The sequence below is a fragment of the Bacteroides salyersiae genome, assembly GCF_031172035.1.
GTDB lineage: Bacteria > Bacteroidota > Bacteroidia > Bacteroidales > Bacteroidaceae > Bacteroides > Bacteroides salyersiae.
Genome location: NZ_CP133452.1, coordinates 5,189,476 through 5,209,189 on the forward strand (window position 1 = coordinate 5,189,476; position 19,714 = coordinate 5,209,189).

Annotated in this window: 13 protein-coding genes; 2 read left to right on the plus strand and 11 right to left on the minus strand. The window is 41.4% G+C overall.

Annotated elements, in window-relative coordinates:
• On the plus strand, positions 1 to 1,641 hold the full coding sequence (locus RB604_RS19880; protein ID WP_007481453.1) for a sulfatase family protein: 1,641 nt from the start codon (positions 1 to 3) through the stop codon (positions 1,639 to 1,641).
• A gap of 167 nt (positions 1,642 to 1,808) precedes the next feature.
• Here RB604_RS19880 and RB604_RS19885 read toward each other — a convergent pair whose 3' ends face one another.
• Both RB604_RS19885 and RB604_RS19890 read right to left on the minus strand, forming a co-directional pair.
• Positions 1,809 to 2,228, minus strand: coding sequence for a pyridoxamine 5'-phosphate oxidase family protein (locus RB604_RS19885; protein WP_055295675.1), 420 nt, complete (start codon positions 2,226 to 2,228; stop codon positions 1,809 to 1,811).
• Between the two features lie 4 nt (positions 2,229 to 2,232).
• A complete protein-coding gene (locus RB604_RS19890; protein ID WP_229103615.1) occupies positions 2,233 to 2,637 on the minus strand; it encodes a hypothetical protein in 405 nt (134 codons plus the stop codon).
• 447 nt (positions 2,638 to 3,084) lie between these two features.
• On the opposite strand from RB604_RS19890, the gene RB604_RS19895 reads away from it, so the two are divergent.
• Entirely contained in the window at positions 3,085 to 3,294 is a 210-nt protein-coding gene (locus RB604_RS19895; protein WP_005929583.1) for a hypothetical protein, read from the plus strand.
• 360 nt (positions 3,295 to 3,654) lie between these two features.
• Here RB604_RS19895 and RB604_RS19900 read toward each other — a convergent pair whose 3' ends face one another.
• The 9 genes from RB604_RS19900 to RB604_RS19940 form a co-directional block, all read right to left on the minus strand.
• The gene (locus RB604_RS19900) at positions 3,655 to 4,539 is read right to left on the minus strand and encodes a carbohydrate kinase family protein (protein ID WP_005929581.1); all 885 of its coding nucleotides are present in this window, start codon (positions 4,537 to 4,539) and stop codon (positions 3,655 to 3,657) included.
• Between the two features lie 45 nt (positions 4,540 to 4,584).
• Positions 4,585 to 5,754 carry an MFS transporter gene (locus RB604_RS19905; protein WP_005929578.1) on the minus strand — a complete coding sequence of 390 codons (1,170 nt, stop codon included), beginning with the start codon at positions 5,752 to 5,754 and terminating at the stop codon, positions 4,585 to 4,587.
• 152 nt (positions 5,755 to 5,906) lie between these two features.
• Positions 5,907 to 7,721, minus strand: coding sequence for a glycoside hydrolase family 32 protein (locus RB604_RS19910; RefSeq protein WP_005929575.1), 1,815 nt, complete (start codon positions 7,719 to 7,721; stop codon positions 5,907 to 5,909).
• A gap of 207 nt (positions 7,722 to 7,928) precedes the next feature.
• Positions 7,929 to 10,016, minus strand: a complete 2,088-nt coding sequence (locus tag RB604_RS19915; protein ID WP_005929572.1) for a glycoside hydrolase family 172 protein — start codon at positions 10,014 to 10,016, stop codon at positions 7,929 to 7,931.
• Positions 10,017 to 10,096: 80 nt separating this feature from the next.
• The gene (locus RB604_RS19920) at positions 10,097 to 11,347 is read right to left on the minus strand and encodes a T9SS type A sorting domain-containing protein (RefSeq protein WP_005929569.1); all 1,251 of its coding nucleotides are present in this window, start codon (positions 11,345 to 11,347) and stop codon (positions 10,097 to 10,099) included.
• 32 nt (positions 11,348 to 11,379) lie between these two features.
• Positions 11,380 to 12,921 carry a glycoside hydrolase family 32 protein gene (locus RB604_RS19925; RefSeq protein ID WP_005929566.1) on the minus strand — a complete coding sequence of 514 codons (1,542 nt, stop codon included), beginning with the start codon at positions 12,919 to 12,921 and terminating at the stop codon, positions 11,380 to 11,382.
• Positions 12,922 to 13,017: 96 nt separating this feature from the next.
• The gene (locus RB604_RS19930) at positions 13,018 to 14,412 is read right to left on the minus strand and encodes a DUF4960 domain-containing protein (RefSeq protein WP_005929563.1); all 1,395 of its coding nucleotides are present in this window, start codon (positions 14,410 to 14,412) and stop codon (positions 13,018 to 13,020) included.
• 17 nt (positions 14,413 to 14,429) lie between these two features.
• Positions 14,430 to 16,136: a RagB/SusD family nutrient uptake outer membrane protein gene (locus RB604_RS19935; protein WP_025819129.1), complete on the minus strand. Its 1,707-nt coding sequence runs from the start codon at positions 16,134 to 16,136 to the stop codon at positions 14,430 to 14,432.
• Between the two features lie 36 nt (positions 16,137 to 16,172).
• Positions 16,173 to 19,301, minus strand: a complete 3,129-nt coding sequence (locus tag RB604_RS19940; protein WP_005929559.1) for a SusC/RagA family TonB-linked outer membrane protein — start codon at positions 19,299 to 19,301, stop codon at positions 16,173 to 16,175.
• Positions 19,302 to 19,714 lie beyond the last annotated feature (413 nt).

A 19,714-nucleotide genomic window follows, 5' to 3' on the forward strand; every position in this document is an offset into this window, starting at 1 on the left:
ATGACAAAAAAAACGTTGCTTTTAAATGCGACTATCCTACTCCCTCAACTGGTTGTAGCTCAGTCTGCCGAACTTAATGAAGCGTATAAAAAGTACTATGGCGAATACGAAAATTGTAAAATATCGAAAGATTCTCCAAACATACTTCTTATTACCAGTGATCAGCATCACTGGATGGCAATGGGATATAATGATCCTAAATGTAAAACTCCTAATCTGGACAGATTGGCAAGTAAAGGAGTCATTTTCGATAAAGCCTACACTTGCAATCCGGTAAGCACTCCTTCACGGGCTTCAATTATCACAGGGCGTTATCCAAGTCAACACGGTGCTTACGCTCTTGGTACAAAACTGCCTGAAACGGAATTATGTATAGGCGATTGCTTATCCGAATGCGGATATGAAACAGCGCTTATCGGAAAAGCCCATTTTCAACCTCTCGGAGGAACTGCCGAATATCCGTCTGCCGAAGCGTATCCGATTCTACAAGATTTCGACTTTTGGAAAGAATTTTATGGTCCATTCTATGGATTCGACCATGTAGAATTGGCCAGAAACCATGCTGATGAACCTCATGTAGGGCAACATTATGCCATATGGTTACAAAATCAGGTAGGAGAAAAATGGAGAGATTGGTATCGTACTCCTACGGGAAATGCCCCGAAAGGACAATACGGAGCGTGGAAAATGCCAGAAAAATATCATACCGACGCTTGGATTGCAGAACGTTGCATTGCCCTTCTTGACCAATACAAAAAGGGGGATAAACCCTTCATGCTTTGGGCCAGTTTCTTTGATCCCCATAACCCATATTTGATTCCTGAACCCTGGGCATCTATGTATAAACCAGAAGATATGGATATTCCAGAAACTGTAAATGACGACATCTCTGACATGCCACTCCATTATAGGGTGACTCGGGAAGAGAATCCGGACAAATCTATTTGGGCAGAAGGCAACCCGTCTTATCCGGTACATGGCATTGCACAGCATCGATGGACAAAAGAAAAACTCCAGCAAAACAAAGCGATTTATTATGGAATGGTTTCCATGATGGATCACTATATAGGAAAAATACTGGACCATCTGGAAGAAAACGGACAAATAGACAATACTTTAATCATATTCACCACAGATCATGGGGCATTTATCGGACATCACGGTTTGGTAGGTAAAGGAGTATTCGATTACGAAGATGCAGTCAAAATTCCATTTATAGCTTCCTATAAAGGTAAAATGCCACAAGGTGTACGAAGCCAGGCACTTATCTCATTAGTGGATATTGCACCTACTATCTTAGGAATGGCAGGTAAAAAAATTCCCAGATGTATGACAGGCATAGATCAAACAGATGTATTTATGGGAAATAAAAAAGAGATTCGGGATCATGTAATTGTGGAAAACCGTTTCCAAATGACGAAATTCTATGTTTGTACTTATATAGACAAGCATTATAAGCTGGCTTTCGATATGAATAGTAACGAAGGAGAATTGTTTGATCTGAAAAATGATCCAAACGAATTAATAAACCTTTGGAATGACGAAAAATACAAAGACATAAAAACAGAATTGTTGCTTAAAGCATTACAATCGAGAATGAAAGCAGAACCTGTGTTAATGCCACGTGTAGCAGGAGCATAATTTTCTTCTCTCTCCAAACATATTAGTACAACTGTGTCAATAGAAGATATGAATAATATACTTTGTTGGCACAGTTTCTCTAATTTATGAAAGAACTAAACCGCACTCAAACAATTTACCTATAAGTTCTATTCATCCACCAATTAAAAACAGCATAAACCGCCAGACTACTCAACAGCAAAGTTTTCTGATTTAAAACTGCTGTAGTACCTCCCACTGGTTGCCGTAAACCTTAAAACGCAATAATCCGGATCAGTGACTCCTTCTTTGTAATACATCGTATCGCCCTCTTCCCATATCAACTCTTTAGGCTCATTATCCGTTAATACTTCCATCGTACCTTTCAACATCACCCCTCGAAAAAAACGATGGTCGCAAAAATAAAGGCAGGAACGATTGTCCTTTAAAAATTGACTGACTCGCATGGAGGATGTATTAGCCGTAAAATAAAAGGTGCGTATCCCCTCACGTTTTCGGGGTGTCAACATTGCTTTCATATTTGGATAACCATCCACATCGACGGAACCAATAAAAGCTATTTTCTGATGATCAATCAGCTTACCAATCGTTTTTTCTACCTCTTTCATCTTTTTATTCTTTTAATTTATAGATAACACAAAAGTAGGAAGAGGAAAGAGAAATCATACAATAAGAATCAAAGAAAGGAATGTAGCACTTAGGACTGATTTTCATTTCTTGTTGAACGACTTCATTCAAATAATTAAGGGTTATACACAATCTATCCGCATAATATTTCGTATCATGGTGGGTTCTGAAATTCTCATCCACCAATTTCATAAAACGATCTATATGCCTGTGACGTGAATTCTCCTCAATCCCTGCATTACTTTTCAAATATTCCCGATTCAAAAACATCAGCATTTCATAGAGTAGAGCACGTAAAATATGTTCATCTCTTGATTGTTCATTATTAATTTCGACAATAATATTACGAACCAAGCTATCAATCCGGGTATAGATATCAATAATATCCATTTTAGCAGATGCCCTGTTTCGATTAAAGTAAGAGAGATTTTGCATGAAGGAAGGATCATTAAAGAATGAAATCAAAAACTCTTCCTCAAAAATAAGTGCATAGCCTTGTGGAAGATGACTTTTGTCCCATGCCCGAACCTCTCCCGGTATTGAAAAAACAACATCTCCTTGACAAAGAGCGTACTGTTTACCACCAATGGAAATAAATCCGGAATCACCGGTGATAATAGTAATATCAAATGCTAAAGTAGTGTATTATAAGAAGTCGAATTGGTACTTTTTATTTTTTAGCTGGCAAATATTGGTGTATAGGCGCAATAATACAATGAATCGCAAAAGAAATTTATCTTTGCGTGCTTTCTGTGAATGATTATGAAAAAGAACAGATACCGGGAACTTTTTCATCATCAGTGTGTATATCATACAAACCATTAAAACAAAAATGTTATGGATGATATGATTAACAGAAATGCCCCGATTGCCGAAGAAAACATCGACCCGAACGGGCGACCGGCAATAGACAAATTCGAAGAATGGAGTGAAGAGGTTTCCGAACGTACAGATACCGGATACAAAGATCAAAAAGTAAAATCCAAAAAAGAACGGGAGAAACGTATCAAGGAAATTGATGAAGTAATTAAGGAGGATCTGGACTAAAAAAGAAGATAGTATATGTTCCTAATTAAAAAGGGAAAAAGATATACATTATTGGCTTATTTTTCATAATAAGAGAATTCTCTTTTCTATAAACTTTCTACTACTGTAAAAGATTATAAACGAACAGGATTTTTCTCGTAGAGACTTGCCCCGTTCCTCGTAGAGAAACAGAACCCTCCTCTACGAGGAACGACCCGAAACTCTACGAGAAAAAAGCAAGTTTACCAACCTATTGAAAACCAACCTTTTACAAACAACCTAATTTGTATTACTTTTTCCTTACCAAAACCAACCTTTCTTCCTTTCATTCGTCAGATTCGAACATTCTCAAATCACGACACAATTCATTTATATCTTATCCTATAGTTTATCTTTTAAAACCTGTGGAAGTTCCGGCATGGCACCACTCTGAGTACAAACATATGCAGAAACTTCTACCGCCAGTTTATGAGCTTCGGGCACACTTTTCCCTTTTAATAAAGCTGCGGTAAAGGTCGCGGTAAAAGAGTCACCTGCACCTACTGTATCTGCTACCGGTACTTTAGGGGTTTCCTGGAAAGAAACGACTCCCGGAGTAAAAACATAACTACCGTTTGTTCCACAGGTGAGAATCAACATTTTCAGATTATACTTAGCCAGCAAAATCCAACATTTGTCTTGAAGATCAATGCCGGGATAACCAAACAATCGGCTGATAGCCACCAATTCTTCATCATTAATTTTCAATACATTGCAACGCTGACAGGAATCACGGATAATGTCTTTGGTAAAGAATCCCTGCCGAAGATTGATATCGAATATTTTCAATTGTCCTTCACCATCGGGCATGGTATCGAGAAAGCGATTGATCGAAGTGCGGCTCACTTCATTGCGCTGGGCCAACGAACCGAAGCATACAGCACGAGTACTTAATGCCAGCCGTTTCAAATCATCTGTAAATGGAATGTTATCCCAAGCTACCCCTTCCTTAATATCATAGCAGGGAATACCGTTGTCATCCAATGTCACCTGCACAGTTCCGGTAGGATAATTCACTGTCTGCAACTGATGTTTCAACTGCTTTTCCTTAAATACTTTCAGAATCTCATCACCCAAATCATCATTACCGACAGCACTCACTACACGGCTGTCGAAACCGAATTGTGATACATGGTAAGCGAAATTCGCCGGAGCCCCCCCTATTTTCTTTCCTTCGGGCAACACATCCCAAAGTGCCTCACCCATTCCTACTATTATGTTATTCATACCTGTTTTATTTACGATTTAACAATTTACGATTTACGATTGAAATTACTTTTTGATGCGGAGGGTATAGTATAAAAGATACACAACACCGACTGTCATCACCGCTACCGCACCGCTTTGTCCCATCACTGCATCGGAAGCAAGCCCCATTGCCAATGGGAAAATAGTTCCGCCAAAAAGTCCCATAATCATCAATCCGGAAACTTCATTCTTCTTATTAGGCATGTAAAGTAATACTTGAGAGAAAATAATGGAGAATACATTCGAGTTACCGAAACCGATAAGAGCAATGCAAACATAAATCATGGTCTGATCATGGAAAACAAACAGCCCCACCATCGCCGCCAACATACAAAATACGCTGATGGCAAAGAACGTTTTAGGAGACATCTTGCGCAGAATAAACGAACCGAGTAAACAACCGATAGTACGAAAGATAAAATACAGACTGGTAGCAAAACCGGCATCGGCCAACGTCATACCTAAACGCTCGATAAGTATTTTTGGAGCGGTAGTATTCGTACCGACATCAATACCAACATGACACATGATACCGATAAAGGAAAGCAGAATGAACGGTTTCCCTAATAAAGCAAGACACTGAGTGAACGTAGACGGCTTTCCCTCCTCCATCTCTTCGGAGATCTTCGTACCATTCAGCAACAGAATGGAAACAATGGAAATAATCAGATAAATGGGGAACAATACACGCCACCCCAGACCGAACGATGGAATCACTTGTGTAGCACCCCACATGGCAATATAAGGGGCAAGAAAAGAGGCGATAGCCTTTATAAACTGCCCGAAAGTAAGGCTGCTTGCCAATTTCTCACCACTGACAATCGTTGAAAGCAGTGGATTCAGAGAAGTCTGCATCAAGGCATTTCCAATGCCCAACAGAGAAAATGAAACAAGCATCAACAGATAGCTGTCTCCAAAAATCGGAAGAAGCAGAGAAGCAAAAGTGATCACCAAACTAAGTAACACGGTTTTCTTACGACCGATACGGTTCATCAACATGCCCGTCGGCACAGAGAAAATAAGGAACCAAAAGAACACCAATGAAGGGAAGATATTTGCCTGAGAATCCGTCAGGTTCAAATCGGCCTTTACATAGTTAGAAGCAATCCCTACAAGATCAACAAATCCCATGACAAAGAAACAAAGCATCACCGGGACGAGTTTCGATAACGAAGCATTTTTACTATTTTCCATGATATGTTTTTTTAAGCAGTAAGAAATTCAGTGATTCAGTAGTTCAGTAGTCAAGTAGGTAAGTAGGTAAGTAGAAATGTCTTGCTTACATTTACGTAGTATCTGCTACTTACTACTTACCTACTTAACTACTTACCTACTTGACTACTAAACTACTTGACTACTAAATTAAATACAGTGAATGAAGTTACATTATAACTACCGCCTTTGGCATAGAAACTGACACGGTTGTAAGGTTCTGACGGAAACACGAGATTCGTCATTGCGAAACGCCCATCGTTGCCAAAAGCTTCAATACTCGATTTGTCGACGAACAAACGAAGTTTGATTTCGTCCCCCCCCTCTATGGGAGCCGATGTCACAGCCGGAAATTCTTTACTGAACGACACATCCCCACTCTTGGTGCGATCCATGAAGAATTTCTTTTCCACGAGATTATAATACATTTCCACTTCTTCGCCTTTGGAATTGAAAAGCTGGAAACCGATGACCTCTGCATTTTTATTTTTAATGGTCATCTCTATTTCGTATGTGCCTGTGTTGTCGGCAATCAGTTTATCCAGATTATAGGTACGGTCTACCTTGAAAGTACGTTTCTTTGTACCTTTATCACGCAATTTCAATAATTCCCGGGAAGGAGTGCATTTTACGTAAGTTTCTCCCTCATGGGTATAAAGCGAAAGATCTCGGGGCACAGAATTGCCACTCCGATATTGCCGAGTCGGTACATTATTGGCATACTCCCAATTACTCATCCAAGCCAGAGCAATGTGCCGGCCTTCGGGAGCATTGCTCCAAGTCACTGCGGCGTAATGATCCTTTCCCCAATCCATCCATTTCGTTTTTGAGGGAGATTCATTTACGAATTTCTTTCCATCGAACGTCCCGACAAAGTATTGCGTAGCAGAACCTCCGAACGGGCCGCCCGGATTAAGGTTACAAATAAGCACCCATTTTTTCAACTCAGTACCTTCAATAGGCAACTCTATCAGATCGGGGCATTCCCATACACCTCCGTGAGCTCCTTGCCCTTCACCGAATTTACTCTCCAGTGTCCAGTCTTTCAAATCAGAAGAAGAATAAATCTGCATTTCCTGCCCCACGGCAAGAATCATAATCCACTTTTTCGTATCTTCATGCCAGATCACCTTCGGATCGCGGAAATCACGCTGAGTAGATGTCAGAATAGGATTACGGGCATATTTCTTGAATGTTTTTCCATTATCCAGACTGTATGCCATGCTTTGCACCTGACGGTCGCTTGCCGAAGTATAGAAAGCAACGATAGCCCCTGCGCCAAAACCGGCCGTGTTATCTTTATCCACCACACACGAACCGCTGAAAATAGTGCCTAATGCATCCGGAGAAATGGCATCTCCCTGATGTTTCCAATTGACAAGATCCGTACTGGTAGCATGCCCCCAGTGCATATTTCCCCACATGGAGCCATAAGGATTATGCTGATAGAACAGGTGGTAAACACCGTCCTTATATACCATTCCATTGGGATCGTTCATCCAACCGTAAGCCGGAGTGAAGTGATAAACCGGACGAAATGCTTCGCGATTGGAAGTATCGAATTCATCCGAAAGCTTCATCTCTTTCCAGCAGATAGCCGAATCCGGGATAAGCTGAAAGTTGAAAGAAAGATGTTTGTTCTCAAATCCGGTAAGATCAACAGGTACGAAATAGTCTACTTTATTGATAGCAAGACGTACATTCATATTGCGCACCACGTCATTATCGGCTATCATATACAACTTCGCTTCGGGCGAAACCTCTTCTACCGGAAGAAGTAAATATTTTTTTTGTTCATCAATCTGGACGATACTCTGTCCGTCGCCTAAATGTTTAATCACGAAAGGAGGATTTATAGCCGGACAAGTACAAATAGAAGCAGTGGTTCCTATTATAAACAAGGAAAGCATTCTTCCGATTTTCCGCCAAGAGTCTTTTAAGTGAAACATGTTGTTTTGGTATTAAGATTTTAAATTCTACTGCTGCAAAGATAGACGCCATAGCGTAGAGTACCTATCACATTTATTGCAAACTATGTTATATTTGTTACATCGGTATCCGTCCAACATAAGACGGATACCGGATATATACAATATTTGATTCATCCAATTATAATAATGATACATGGCAATATCATCGTTATGGTATTGCCCCGTTTATTTTACGGCATTCAAAATCAGGCAATCCAATCCGAAAATACCACCCGTACCATGAGCTTTTTCGTTTTTACCGACCAATTCTATTTTTAAACGTATCTTTCCATTTTCCGGAACATAACGTCCGAGACGGATCGGGCCGGAATTGGCAACATCGAATTCAGGAGCGCTGCAACCATCGAATACAACCGGAGACTTCCGGTCATTCACATAAAAGCCGATGATGCCATAATCGGGTGCTTTGGTGCCATGAATAATGATATCGTATGGCTGATTCTCCGTTACATCAAACACATACTCAATGAAACTCCCGACTTTTCCATGTGTACAAATCAACTGCTTGCTACCGCTCCATTTCCCATCGGAAAAAGTAAGCATGCCTTGCCCGTCGGTAAACAGTTCTCCGGATTTTGCCACAGGAGTCAGTTTCTCAAACTCAATGGCGTTTTCTGCTATTTTATAAGCAGCAGGATCGGCCGGTTGAGATAACAAAGGTTGCGTCACCACCTCTACCGGTGTGCACCCTTCTGCCTTTGCATTTAAATCACCGTACCAATATACAGTGGTTGCATAATCCACTTCGCCGGATATCCAGCTCAACATCTCGATATCGAAACGGAGGTTCTTGTTAAAAGGTATCTGATCCAAATTCCGCGTCCGGAAGAATGTATTATATCCGATAGACGTTTCAGCATCCGCCCGTGTTGCTCCGCCAAAAGGAGTATAGAAAGGAATCACAGGCGCCCAGGAACAGTTGTAATAATCTTCCGTACCCGTCCCGAAATGGGAAGGGAAGTTTTTATCATCATCTACCCATATCTTTTCATCTCCCTCGCCATACCAGGCTAAGGTGTGGTTGAATAACGACAAGACATCTCCTTTATAGACTCCGCGTCCGTTCAGGGTTGCAAAATTCCAGTCTATGCATGCCGCGTCATTATCCGGATCGGCTTCTACATGAATGCCCTTTTCCTGTTTCCAGGAAGTGTGGAAATAAAGGCTGCGCTCATCCCATTGCCAACTGTCCACGCGTATTTCAACTGCTGCCTTTACGGCAATGGAGGAAAGATTTACCAATGTGAAAACTGCATTTTTCTGATAAGGCATTACCCAACGGCTGACCACTTGTCCCTTACCATCGGCAGATACATACCAACTATCCGACTTACGCGCTCCCATACCGGCTCCTGAGAAATCGCTCAAAGGAACCAAAACAGTCTCTACACCGTCAAAGTCCATTTTAATAATCTGTTCGCGCATGGCTTGTTCATAATGGGCGGAATCTACCTGGATATTCACCGATAGAAGACGGACAGCATTTGTACCTTCCGGCAGTACGACCGACAGTGAATCTTTTGAAGCCAGTTCCTGTGATTCGGTCAACAATGTTCCCTTTTCATAAGAGGGATAATGCTGCAACAAAGAGTCCACATACAATATCTTGTCTCTATTCTTTTCTACTACCTCAACAGAGAACGTTTCAACCTTGGTTCCTACCGGATAGCGACGATAGTTTATTCCATAATATTTGGGGGACGGTTCGATTGAATCCGGCAGTTCAAAGGTGACTTTACATCCGTCGCTGTACGGGATCGGTAAAAACAGGGTATTTCCTCCCTTTCCATCCGGAGTATAGTTGGGGTGTTCTTGGGCAAATTCTCTACCGATCGGCAATCCTGTGCGAAGCAAGTCATATGCCGGGATTTCCCATTGGGCATCTTTAGCATGATTAAAGTAAAAACGCATTACACCCCGTTTATCCATTGTTGTCAGCCAAAACCGGGTAATAACGCCGGGACCGTCCTGATCGAACAGAACATTTTCTTTTCTCCCGTTCACGGTATCCACACGGATGATTCCAAAACCGTCATTATTGGCAAACCAACCGGCAGAATCGGGATGAATCGACCGACGGTCATAACTACTTTCCTGACGGCAAGAGAACGGCAGAGCCGGAAAACGGGCCGCTTCTTCATAATCAACCATCTCCTCCAGCAATGAACTGAATGTGACATCCAGCTTCTCTTGTCGGCAAGACGCCAATGCCATCACACCAAACAGCAATAATAAATAACGTGTATAATTCATGTCGGTATTCCTTAAAGTTCCGGACAGGGAAGTAAAGAACCCGGTTTTCATACGGGTCCTTCGCTTTCCGTGTATCCTGATTATTTATTCATTAATTTTGTCACTGTCGCATTTCCGTCCTGATCGATCTGGCGCACAACATAAATACCTTGTTCCAAATTATCGGCAGATACTTCTTCTCCCATGCCGAATGTTTTGACAAGCATCCCTCTGACATCATAGATCTCGGTCTTTACAATCTCGTTCGGGTCTTTTGAAAGAAGAGGAATAGACACTGCGTCATTGGATAAATAGAGTTCGTCTACATAAACATCCATCGGTTCGGTAAAAGTATCGTCTTCTTTGGTATCCACAACATGTGCCTGTAAAATAATGATCTGCAACGGAGCACCTTCCAACAGATTGTCCGGGAATGTGAAATAGAGTTTTTGCCATTTTCCCACCTCTGTATATTCGGCAGTCAAAATCTGCTTTTTCTCTTCACCCGGAGATTGCAGTTCCAGGCTTACCGGTCCTGCCACACTCTTTTTCACCATCATCGTCAGACATTTGAAGCTGTTCAAATCTGTCACTTTCAGATTGCGATTGATGGCACCGGAGAATACTTCATCTCCTTTTTCTCTTTTGATCCACAGGCATTTGTCAGTCGCGTTAATGCCTGTCTTATCCGGATTGTCCACAATTCCCGCCTTTCTGCTGAATTCATCTCCCGGGAAAGGAATCCATCCGCCGGCTATTTTATCTTCGCCGTTAAAACCGAATTCCGGCATTGCCTTATGCAAGGTGATTTCATCGGCATACATGATGCAATCTTCGAAATCATCATTATTGTTCTCATCTTCACGATGGATCTCAACCAATATTTTAGTAAGACCGGTTGCACCGAGACCGGAAACATTGATAATTGGAAATGTCAGTTTCTGCCAGGAATCATCGGTTGCCGTATACTCTGCGTAAATCATACTGCTTCCTCCCGACGGACTCTGCAATTCAAGGCATACTTTACCCGGATAAGGCTTCTTCACCAGCATCGAAATCGAATTATACTCTGCTATATTAGGTACATTGAAACTTTCGGATAAAGCACCTTCCCAAGGCCAGCCTATTTCATCGGAACCTCCCGTTTCTTTGGGACGGTTCATCGAGATACACTTAGCTGTAGAGTTCACAGCGTCCGGACTCGGATTATCAACCTCCTGTACATTGGTAGGACCGGCAAAATTATTCCATACAATGTCCGGAGTCACATCACCATAAATCACTAAATCATCCTGAGCCAACAGTGTAGTAGTGGCTGCAAATGCAGAAATGAGTAAAAATGTCTTTTTCATGTTACTAATGTTTTTAATTATTAAATAAAGGATTATTCATATACTTTTATATCGGAGAAAGAGATCTCCGTTCCTTTGTCTGTAAAGATTGCCCACGGATTTTTCGGCATTTTATCGATACGGTTGGAAAATGCAATCTTGTCGTTCACATACATTACACAAACAGACTTTTCGGCTACAATTTTCACCTTAAACAGCTTGTCGGCAGGAACAGTCAGTGCAACATTGGTTTGTGTCGGAGTAGTGCCACGTGTCAAGTCATCTTTTGACATTACCAACTGCTTGTTTTTCAAATCAAAGCGAATGGAATAAACTTCCGTTTTATCATCACATGCTCCAAAAGCAAAACCGAAAGCATCGTCATTACCTGTCGCTTTGACGGTTGCCTCTATTTTGCACGTCTTGTCTAAACGCGGGAATGAAACCGAAGCTACATCCGAAAGTACATAGGAATCCTCTTTCTTCACTGCCTTACCCGATTTATCGATAAGTACTGTCTTCTTCAATGTCGTGAATTTCTTGTCAATGCCGTCGGGCAGTTTAAGATCAATCGTTCCATCAGCATTGAACAGCATGCGGTGGCAAACCAGAGAACCGCCCCACTGGTCTTCATCGCCATCACCGATACGTGTAGGACACCATCCGGCCAGATAACGTTCTGTACCGTTCGACATCGTCTTGCCGGCATAAAAGGCAATGCCATCGAAAATATCGTTGGCAGGTTTCGTCCACGGTCCTTTCAGCGACTTGGCATAACGGTAGTGTACTTTACGGTCAGCAACATCCGAGTACGTCAAATACCAATACTCGCCTTCCTTAAAGACATCGGCACACTCCATCACCCAAATATTGGGATCTGTGTAAAGTGGTTCCTGCAACGTCCACGCTTTGGCATTCTGCAACTCCTTTGAAGTAAATAAGGCCAGTGTTGCCCCGGCATCGGTATGGGTTGTCACTACCATTTTATACAATCCGTCTTCCTCATCATAAAAGACATGCGGGTCACGACAGTCGTTTTCCACATAACCGCTTTGCCCGCGAAGAGACAGATAGAAGTTATGTTCCCCTTTCTTTGTCCATGTTTTCATGTCTTTGGAAGTTGTCAGCAAGATAGCCTGTGTAGGCACTCCCATCTCTTGCCATTTCCACTGATGCCCGGTATAAAAAGCGCAATATTCTCCGGTAGTACGATCTTTGATAACCCCACCAGTGCCTAAAGCCACATCCTGCTCATCTTCTTTTCCGCAGGGTATCGTTTCGCCACCAAAGGTAAAAGAGGAAAGATCCGTTGAATAAACCATGTGCCACGGATGCAGAAAAGGATATCCCGAACGCCAGTCCTGCAAATAGAAAATATAGAATTTACCGTTATCATAATAAGGTATCGGGTCACCTACCCAGCCGTTTGCCGGTTTATACCAAGTCGTATAAGCTCCTTTTTCATTGGCCGACTGACAATCGGTAGTCTTATCCACCACCTCTTCTCCACCTCCGTCCGTAGACGGTTCACTGTCACTACAAGCCCACAGGTTAAGAGTGATGAACATAAACAAAACATAGATATATCTTTTCATAATTATGATTTTAAATTACTGAATCGTTCGTTTCTGGTTTGTTCAAAGGGATACATCGTCTTTTGCAGGCGATGTATCCGCCCTGAATTTTGTTATTTATTTTGTGAGATAGTCGAAAACATTCTGCGTAATCTTCTCTATATTCGAATAATAAGGATTTGCCGATACGTCTTCTTTTTCATAATACCAGTCATAAGACGGCATTCCGATGCAGACAGCAGTTCCCTTTTCTCCCTCGACACCGTCAAAGACTGAAACAGCCACTTTCTCATTACAATCATTATCCCAGTTGAAAGAAGCTAACGGAGTACCTCCTGTTTTTGCCGACCAGTCAGACCAGTCCTGCGTATAAGGAGCAACCAGATCCCATGGACATCCGATGTTCCTACGCCATGATATTTCCTTGCCGATAAGCCAGACAACGGGCCATGTCTGAGTTGTTTTGTCAACCGTTACCCCTTTATAGATAGGATGGTCTTCGCATCCGGTAATGGCGATCCCCCAAAGTTCACCGGGAGCATTCACTTGTTCCGCATCACCGAAACTGCCGAAAGGATTATTCGGTATATAAGTGGAAGGCGTGATACCCAAGCTTCCTGTGTAAAGGCAAGCGGTTCCCGACAGGAATACATTACCACCACCGGTATAATAATTCTTAAGGGCATTCGTCACATTCTTGTTGGCAGCAATGGCAGGTAACGTGTTGGTCTGTTCATAATGGAACCATACCGCAGTAAACTGATTCAGCGAAGTCGAACCATCCTTCAATGATTCCAATGAAACATATTTACTGTTCGGAATATTTTCCATCATCCATTCCGCAGCCGTCTTTTCATCAGCGTTAGTTAATCCTTCGATTGTTTCGGCCGTACCTAAGAACGCATAAGCATGATCGCTTTGTATGACCGATACTTCATAAGTAAAGGTTTCATTCATATAGGTAAGCGTATAAACCACAGGATTGGTAAAGTCCTGCATTTTCGAACTTTCCGGAGATATAGTTGCCCCTTCGGTATATTCGATGGTGGGGATCAACTTAGTAATATCGATAGTAGTAGGAACCGTCACACTAATCGTATGATTGACATCATCGATCGTTCCAAGATATCTGCCATTAAGCATAAACCTTGTAATCCGGGCATTCAATACCTCTACTGAAACCTTGTAAATGTTATACAGATTGCCATTTACCACTTTATATTCCACATTGCCGGAAAAATTCTGTTGTTCTCCACTGGCAGGAGTAACCGTAGCCTGGTCTGCTATTTCGATAACAGGTGTCAGTGAAGTCACCTCCGATTTAGGCGGAAGCATCACTTTAACCGTCATGTTTTCATTATCGATTGTTCCCTGTGTACCGTTTATTGTAAATTCATGGATAGTCACATCCTGTGAAAGATCCAGAGACTCACGATTGTCGTCGTCACAAGCTGTCAAGAGTAGACAACATGCAGACAACATTATTGCCATTAAACTAAAATACTTTTTCATAAGTTGCCTGTTTAAGATTATTTCCATCCGTAATTTTGTTTATATACATCCTTACTGTAACCTATTTGCTGTTGAGGTATGGGCGCATATTCATTTTTGTTCTTTGTAAATACAGCCTCTTTCAGATAAGAGCGTCTTGCTTTCTCCGATTGGAAATATTTATTCATGGTCTCACTGCAAATTCCCCAACGAACCAAATCAAAGAAGCGCATGTTTTCCATTGCAAATTCCAAACGGCGTTCCCATCTCAAAGCATAACGTGCAAACTCCTGATTCCAGACACAATTGCTACCGTCCTGATAAAGCGCGACTTCCATAACCGGTTTCAAGTCCGGATCACTATAATTAACCATTCCATTGGCACTATCCTGCGCACGTTGGCGAATCTGATTTATCAACGGTAACGCTTCCGATTCCCGGTTCAATTCAATCAACGCTTCGGCTCTCATCAACAATACATCCGCAAAACGAATCAGAATCTTATTCATAGAATTGGCATAGTAGGGCGAAAGATTGACAAAACAGTCACAAGAAGGATCTACATTCTCTTTCAAAGATGCAAAATTGCCATATACCTCCGGATTACGATTCCAGGAATTCTGGAAAAGAAGATCCTCATTATATTTATAAGGGAAACCATCCATTGCTACTGTACTGAACAAACGGGGATCTGCTGCCTTACTCTTTGAATAATTGGCAATATCATAGTTTTCCGAATATACGCCATTCGTCATTTTAAACATCGGAAGTCCCTTACTGGTCTTAAACGCATTTACCAGGTTCTGGCTCGGTTTATGAAAATCGCAACATCCCAATCCTTGTGGTACAGAAAGGAAATCAGCGAAATTCAGATTACCGAACATCGTTCCGTCATCTTTCGAAAATTGAATGGCGAAAATACTCTCTTTCCCATTCTCAAATTCCGGCATGAAATTGTAGGCAAAGTCCGTTTCCAAGCCATAACTCGACTTCAAAACCTCTCCTGTATATTTCACTACTTCTTCCAGATCACCGGCATCGATGGAAGTCACTTCATATTTCTCATTCTGACGATAAGCCTTATACAGATTCGCCTTAGCCAGATAAGCCGCTGCCGCATATTTGTTCGCTCTTCCCAAATCAGCCTGCTTTTCGGGCAAATTATCGAATGCAAACTTAAAATCTTCAATGATCTTATCCCACATTTCCACATCAGTCAAAGCTACATTGGATATATACTGATATTGGTGCTCGGGAACGGTTTCATCTACAAAGGGAATATTCTTGAAAAGAATTTTCAACAAGAAATAGAAATGTCCTCTCAAAAAGCGCATTTCTGCCTGTCGGGTCACCTTATTCGGGAACTCTTTCTCAGATACAAGGTTCAACGCATTAAGAGCTGTATTCACACGGGAAATACCGCAATACTGCGCAAACCAATATCCGTCCGGCTCGTTAAAAGTGGTTACGATATGCGTACCCGTTTCATAACAGTGCTCCGTGTAACCGTCGTTTGTCCCGCCACCGCCTTTATAAGCATCATCGGAACGAACATCTCCCCAAGCCCATAATTTCACATCACGCTGATTCATCAATGAAGCGTAAGCGGCATTACAAAATCTTTCAGCATCATTTGCCTGATCAGGATCCAAGCCGTTTTGAGTGGCTACGTCCAGAAAATCGGAACAAGCAGAAAACATCAATGCCGTCCCAATGCAACCCAATATATATTTTATCTTTTTCATTTTTCCGTTAGTTTGTTTTCGCATTATACTTAGAACTTAAAAACCAATATTTATTCCGACCGTGAATGTTGTCGGTATCGGATATCCGAATCCGGCATTCTCCGGGTCTACTCCTGAGAAATTCTTACTTTTAATAGTAAACAGATTCTGACCACTGACATAGATACGGCACTTTTCAATATATGCCTTCTCACTGATTTTACGCGGCAAAGTATATCCCAATTGTAAATTACGCAGTTTCAAGAAAGAACCGTTCTCTACAAAATAAGTAGACATACGTCCTTCATCGTTCGCATTTAATGCCGTAATAGCAGGAATATTCGAATCAGGATTAGTGGGACTCCAAGCATCCAACAGACGTGTGCCTTTATTGGAACGGACATCATTGATACTCCAAAAGTCTGTTTCACTCTTCACTGCATAGGTATTCACATCGATACCGTTTACTCCATAAAAGAATGCACTCAAATCAAAATTCTTGTAACTCAATTCAATATTCAAACCATACATGAAATCCGGATGAGGTGAGCCGATCCAAGTACGGTCATCTTCATCTATCTTCCCGTCCTCGTTCAAGTCACGATAGCGGATACGTCCCAGACCTTCTCCACCGTTCTGTGTAGCATGTTTCGCTATATCTTCTTCCGTACGGAACAGGCCATCAGCAATATATCCATAAAACGAATTGATAGGACGCCCTAAAATATTATCTCCTTTACCATTTCCTCCATAAGAATTTTCCACATCTGCCGGCAGTTCAGTCACCTTATTGCGATATCCGGAAATATTACCGGAAATATCATAAGAGAGTCCGAAAGGCGTCTGATCACGATAACCCAAACTCACTTCAAAACCTTTATTCTCCATGGAGGCTCCATTGTACCAGCAATAACCGCCTTCGCCGATTATTCCCAAATAAGGAGGTTGCACCAAAATATCTTTTGTTTTCTTGATGTAATATTCAGCAGTACCATATAACTTCTGATTGAAGAAGCCGAAATCCAAACCGATATTGGTCTGAGTCGTTGTCTCCCATTTCAAGTCCGGATTACCCTGTTGGGTTTTCTTATAACCGGAAGGAAGGGAAGTCCCGCCTTTACCGGTCAAATCATAAGAAGTACCGTTCAATGATGTCCAGGTAGGATCTCCCGTACCATAGTCAGTTACATAAAGCGTATGCACAGCCGTATTGGAAGTTTCCTGATTACCGGTTTGTCCCCATCCGAAACGCAATTTTAAATCAGACAACCAATCTCTTGTCTTCTCCATAAAGGCTTCCTCGCTGATTCGGTATCCCAAAGAAAATGCCGGGAAAGTACCAAACCGATTGTTCTTTCCAAAACGGGATGAACCGTCATAGCGAAGCGTTACAGAAGCAAGATAACGATTGTCATAAACATAGTTGGCTTTACCGAAGTAAGAAAGCAACGCATAAGCTGTTGCACCGCCGGTCACTTTAGATGTTCCGATTCCCATATCAGGCCACATCTGCTCCGGAGTCTCTACCAAAAAACCGTCTTTATATGCCGAGAAGTTAATCGTCTCTTCTTTGTACATTTCCATACCAGCCAACACATCGAAACTGTGAACACCGATTTGTTTGGCGTAAGTCGCAGTATTACTCCAAGTCCATTTGGTAGTATAGGTTCCTCCTAAAGTGACGGAACTCAAATCATTATTCAGCATACCGGTCGTATAACTATGAACCATATTGCGTTTATAATAATTCGTATAATCAAGACCAAAGCTACTCCGGAGATTCAATCCCTTGACAGGCTGTAAATTAATATAAGCATTACCGAACAAGCGCCAATAGGCATACTTATTATCTTTATTATCATACAATAAACGTGCAGGATTATGGCGGTCATTCATACCGGTTGTAGGACCTCCCCAACCCGTTCCGTCCACTGTGTGTACAGGAATCAAAGGCAAAGCTTTCAAAGCCATATCCAGAATATTATCGTCCGGAATCTGAACTTCCGATGTCCGGTTTACCGAGAAATTCTCACCTATAGTCAAAACATCTTTAATGATATGATAAGATGAATTCATACGGGCAGAAAAACGGTCGAAAGAAGTATATTTCAACGTACCATCGTTGCTTAGATAACCCAAAGAAAAGAAATAGTCTCCCCTTTCGCTGCCATTACTCACCGAGAGATTATAAGATTGCAGTAAGCCTTTTTGAGATACTGCATCAAACCAATCCGTATCAGAGGTAAGCATCGTCCTGTCCGTATCGAGATACTTTGGTAAATACATATCATACAAAGTAGCATTTCCATTATCGTCATACCCCCAATTATAAGTATATCCGATATTATTTTTATTGGGGTCTTCCGAATTGTTCACCGTAGCCTGCCACAATGCCTGACCATACTCTTTCGCATTCATGACCTCCAACTTATTATTATAAAAAGTCTGAGTCACATAGGCATCAAAATTAAGTTTGATCTTGCCTTCTTTTCCTTTTTTCGTTGTGATAATAATAACCCCGTTAGCAGCACGGGAACCATAAATACTTGCAGCAGAAGCATCTTTCAACACTTGGATATTCTCAATATCGTTAGAGTTCAATTCGTGCATGCCGCCACGGGTAGGTACCCCATCGATCACAAACAAAGGATCATTATTATTTAACGTACCGATACCTCTGATGCGTACCGTTGCAGAACCACTGGGATTACCATTGGCGGTAACTTCCATACCCGGAACACGTCCCTGCAAACTTTTAATAGGATTATTTTCTGCCGATTTCATCATATCATCCACAGAAACCACTGTTACGGAACCTGTCAGATCCGACTTTTTCTGAGTCGAATAGCCTGTCACCACCACCTGATCCAACTGATAATGATCGGATTGTAATGTAACATCCACCTTATCACCTGCGCTAACACGTTTTTCCTGTGTTATCATTCCCACCATCGAGAAAACCAATGTAGAATTCGGATTTTTCAGATGAATAGAATAATTTCCATCAATATCAGTGATCGTACCATTCGTCGTACCTTTTTCAAGTACATTAACACCCGGTAAAGCTTCTTTATCATCAAATAATACCACTTTTCCCGTTACAACCTGTGCAATGGCAAGAACCGGAGAAAGTAATAAAAGGAAGATTACCATACTTCGCTTCGTTCTAAAGATAAGTTTCTTCATGTTTTTTTAATAGATTTAAAAATTACACCAACGTAATAAATTATTCTTACTAATATTAAAAAATAAAGTAATAAGCTTATACCCAAACGAAATACCACTTCAAGTATTATAATTAAGAAAGAACTTTTAAGCAGTATCCGAAAATAGTACAAACATATTTTCTCTACAAACAGACACCGGACAACCATACCATCGCCCGTTCTTAAAAATCACAATGCCATCAACTATTATTTATTTTGCAAATGGTCTTTTGCATGAAAAGGAGAGTATAGACAACACAGCTCCGAAATACAAAATTTTCTTTTCTACTCATATATATTAGAATTAAAGATATAAAAATAAAACTGTCCTACTAAAAATCCTGAGGCAAAGATATTGCCGAAGATAGCAAATGACATGCTACATTTGTTTCA

Bases quoted from the DNA above. Each gene is read 5' to 3' on its own strand.
- RB604_RS19880 (WP_007481453.1), top strand. From the start codon at position 1: ATGACAAAAAAAACGTTGCTTTTAAATGCGACTATCCTACTCCCTCAA.
- RB604_RS19925 (WP_005929566.1), bottom strand. From the start codon at position 12,921: ATGAAAAGATATATCTATGTTTTGTTTATGTTCATCACTCTTAACCTG.
- RB604_RS19900 (WP_005929581.1), bottom strand. From the start codon at position 4,539: ATGAATAACATAATAGTAGGAATGGGTGAGGCACTTTGGGATGTGTTG.
- RB604_RS19915 (WP_005929572.1), bottom strand. From the start codon at position 10,016: ATGAATTATACACGTTATTTATTATTGCTGTTTGGTGTGATGGCATTG.
- RB604_RS19895 (WP_005929583.1), top strand. From the start codon at position 3,085: ATGGATGATATGATTAACAGAAATGCCCCGATTGCCGAAGAAAACATC.
- RB604_RS19940 (WP_005929559.1), bottom strand. From the start codon at position 19,301: ATGAAGAAACTTATCTTTAGAACGAAGCGAAGTATGGTAATCTTCCTT.
- RB604_RS19905 (WP_005929578.1), bottom strand. From the start codon at position 5,754: ATGGAAAATAGTAAAAATGCTTCGTTATCGAAACTCGTCCCGGTGATG.
- RB604_RS19930 (WP_005929563.1), bottom strand. From the start codon at position 14,412: ATGAAAAAGTATTTTAGTTTAATGGCAATAATGTTGTCTGCATGTTGT.
- RB604_RS19935 (WP_025819129.1), bottom strand. From the start codon at position 16,136: ATGAAAAAGATAAAATATATATTGGGTTGCATTGGGACGGCATTGATG.
- RB604_RS19910 (WP_005929575.1), bottom strand. From the start codon at position 7,721: ATGTTTCACTTAAAAGACTCTTGGCGGAAAATCGGAAGAATGCTTTCC.
- RB604_RS19920 (WP_005929569.1), bottom strand. From the start codon at position 11,347: ATGAAAAAGACATTTTTACTCATTTCTGCATTTGCAGCCACTACTACA.
- RB604_RS19885 (WP_055295675.1), bottom strand. From the start codon at position 2,228: ATGAAAGAGGTAGAAAAAACGATTGGTAAGCTGATTGATCATCAGAAA.
- RB604_RS19890 (WP_229103615.1), bottom strand. From the start codon at position 2,637: ATGGATATTATTGATATCTATACCCGGATTGATAGCTTGGTTCGTAAT.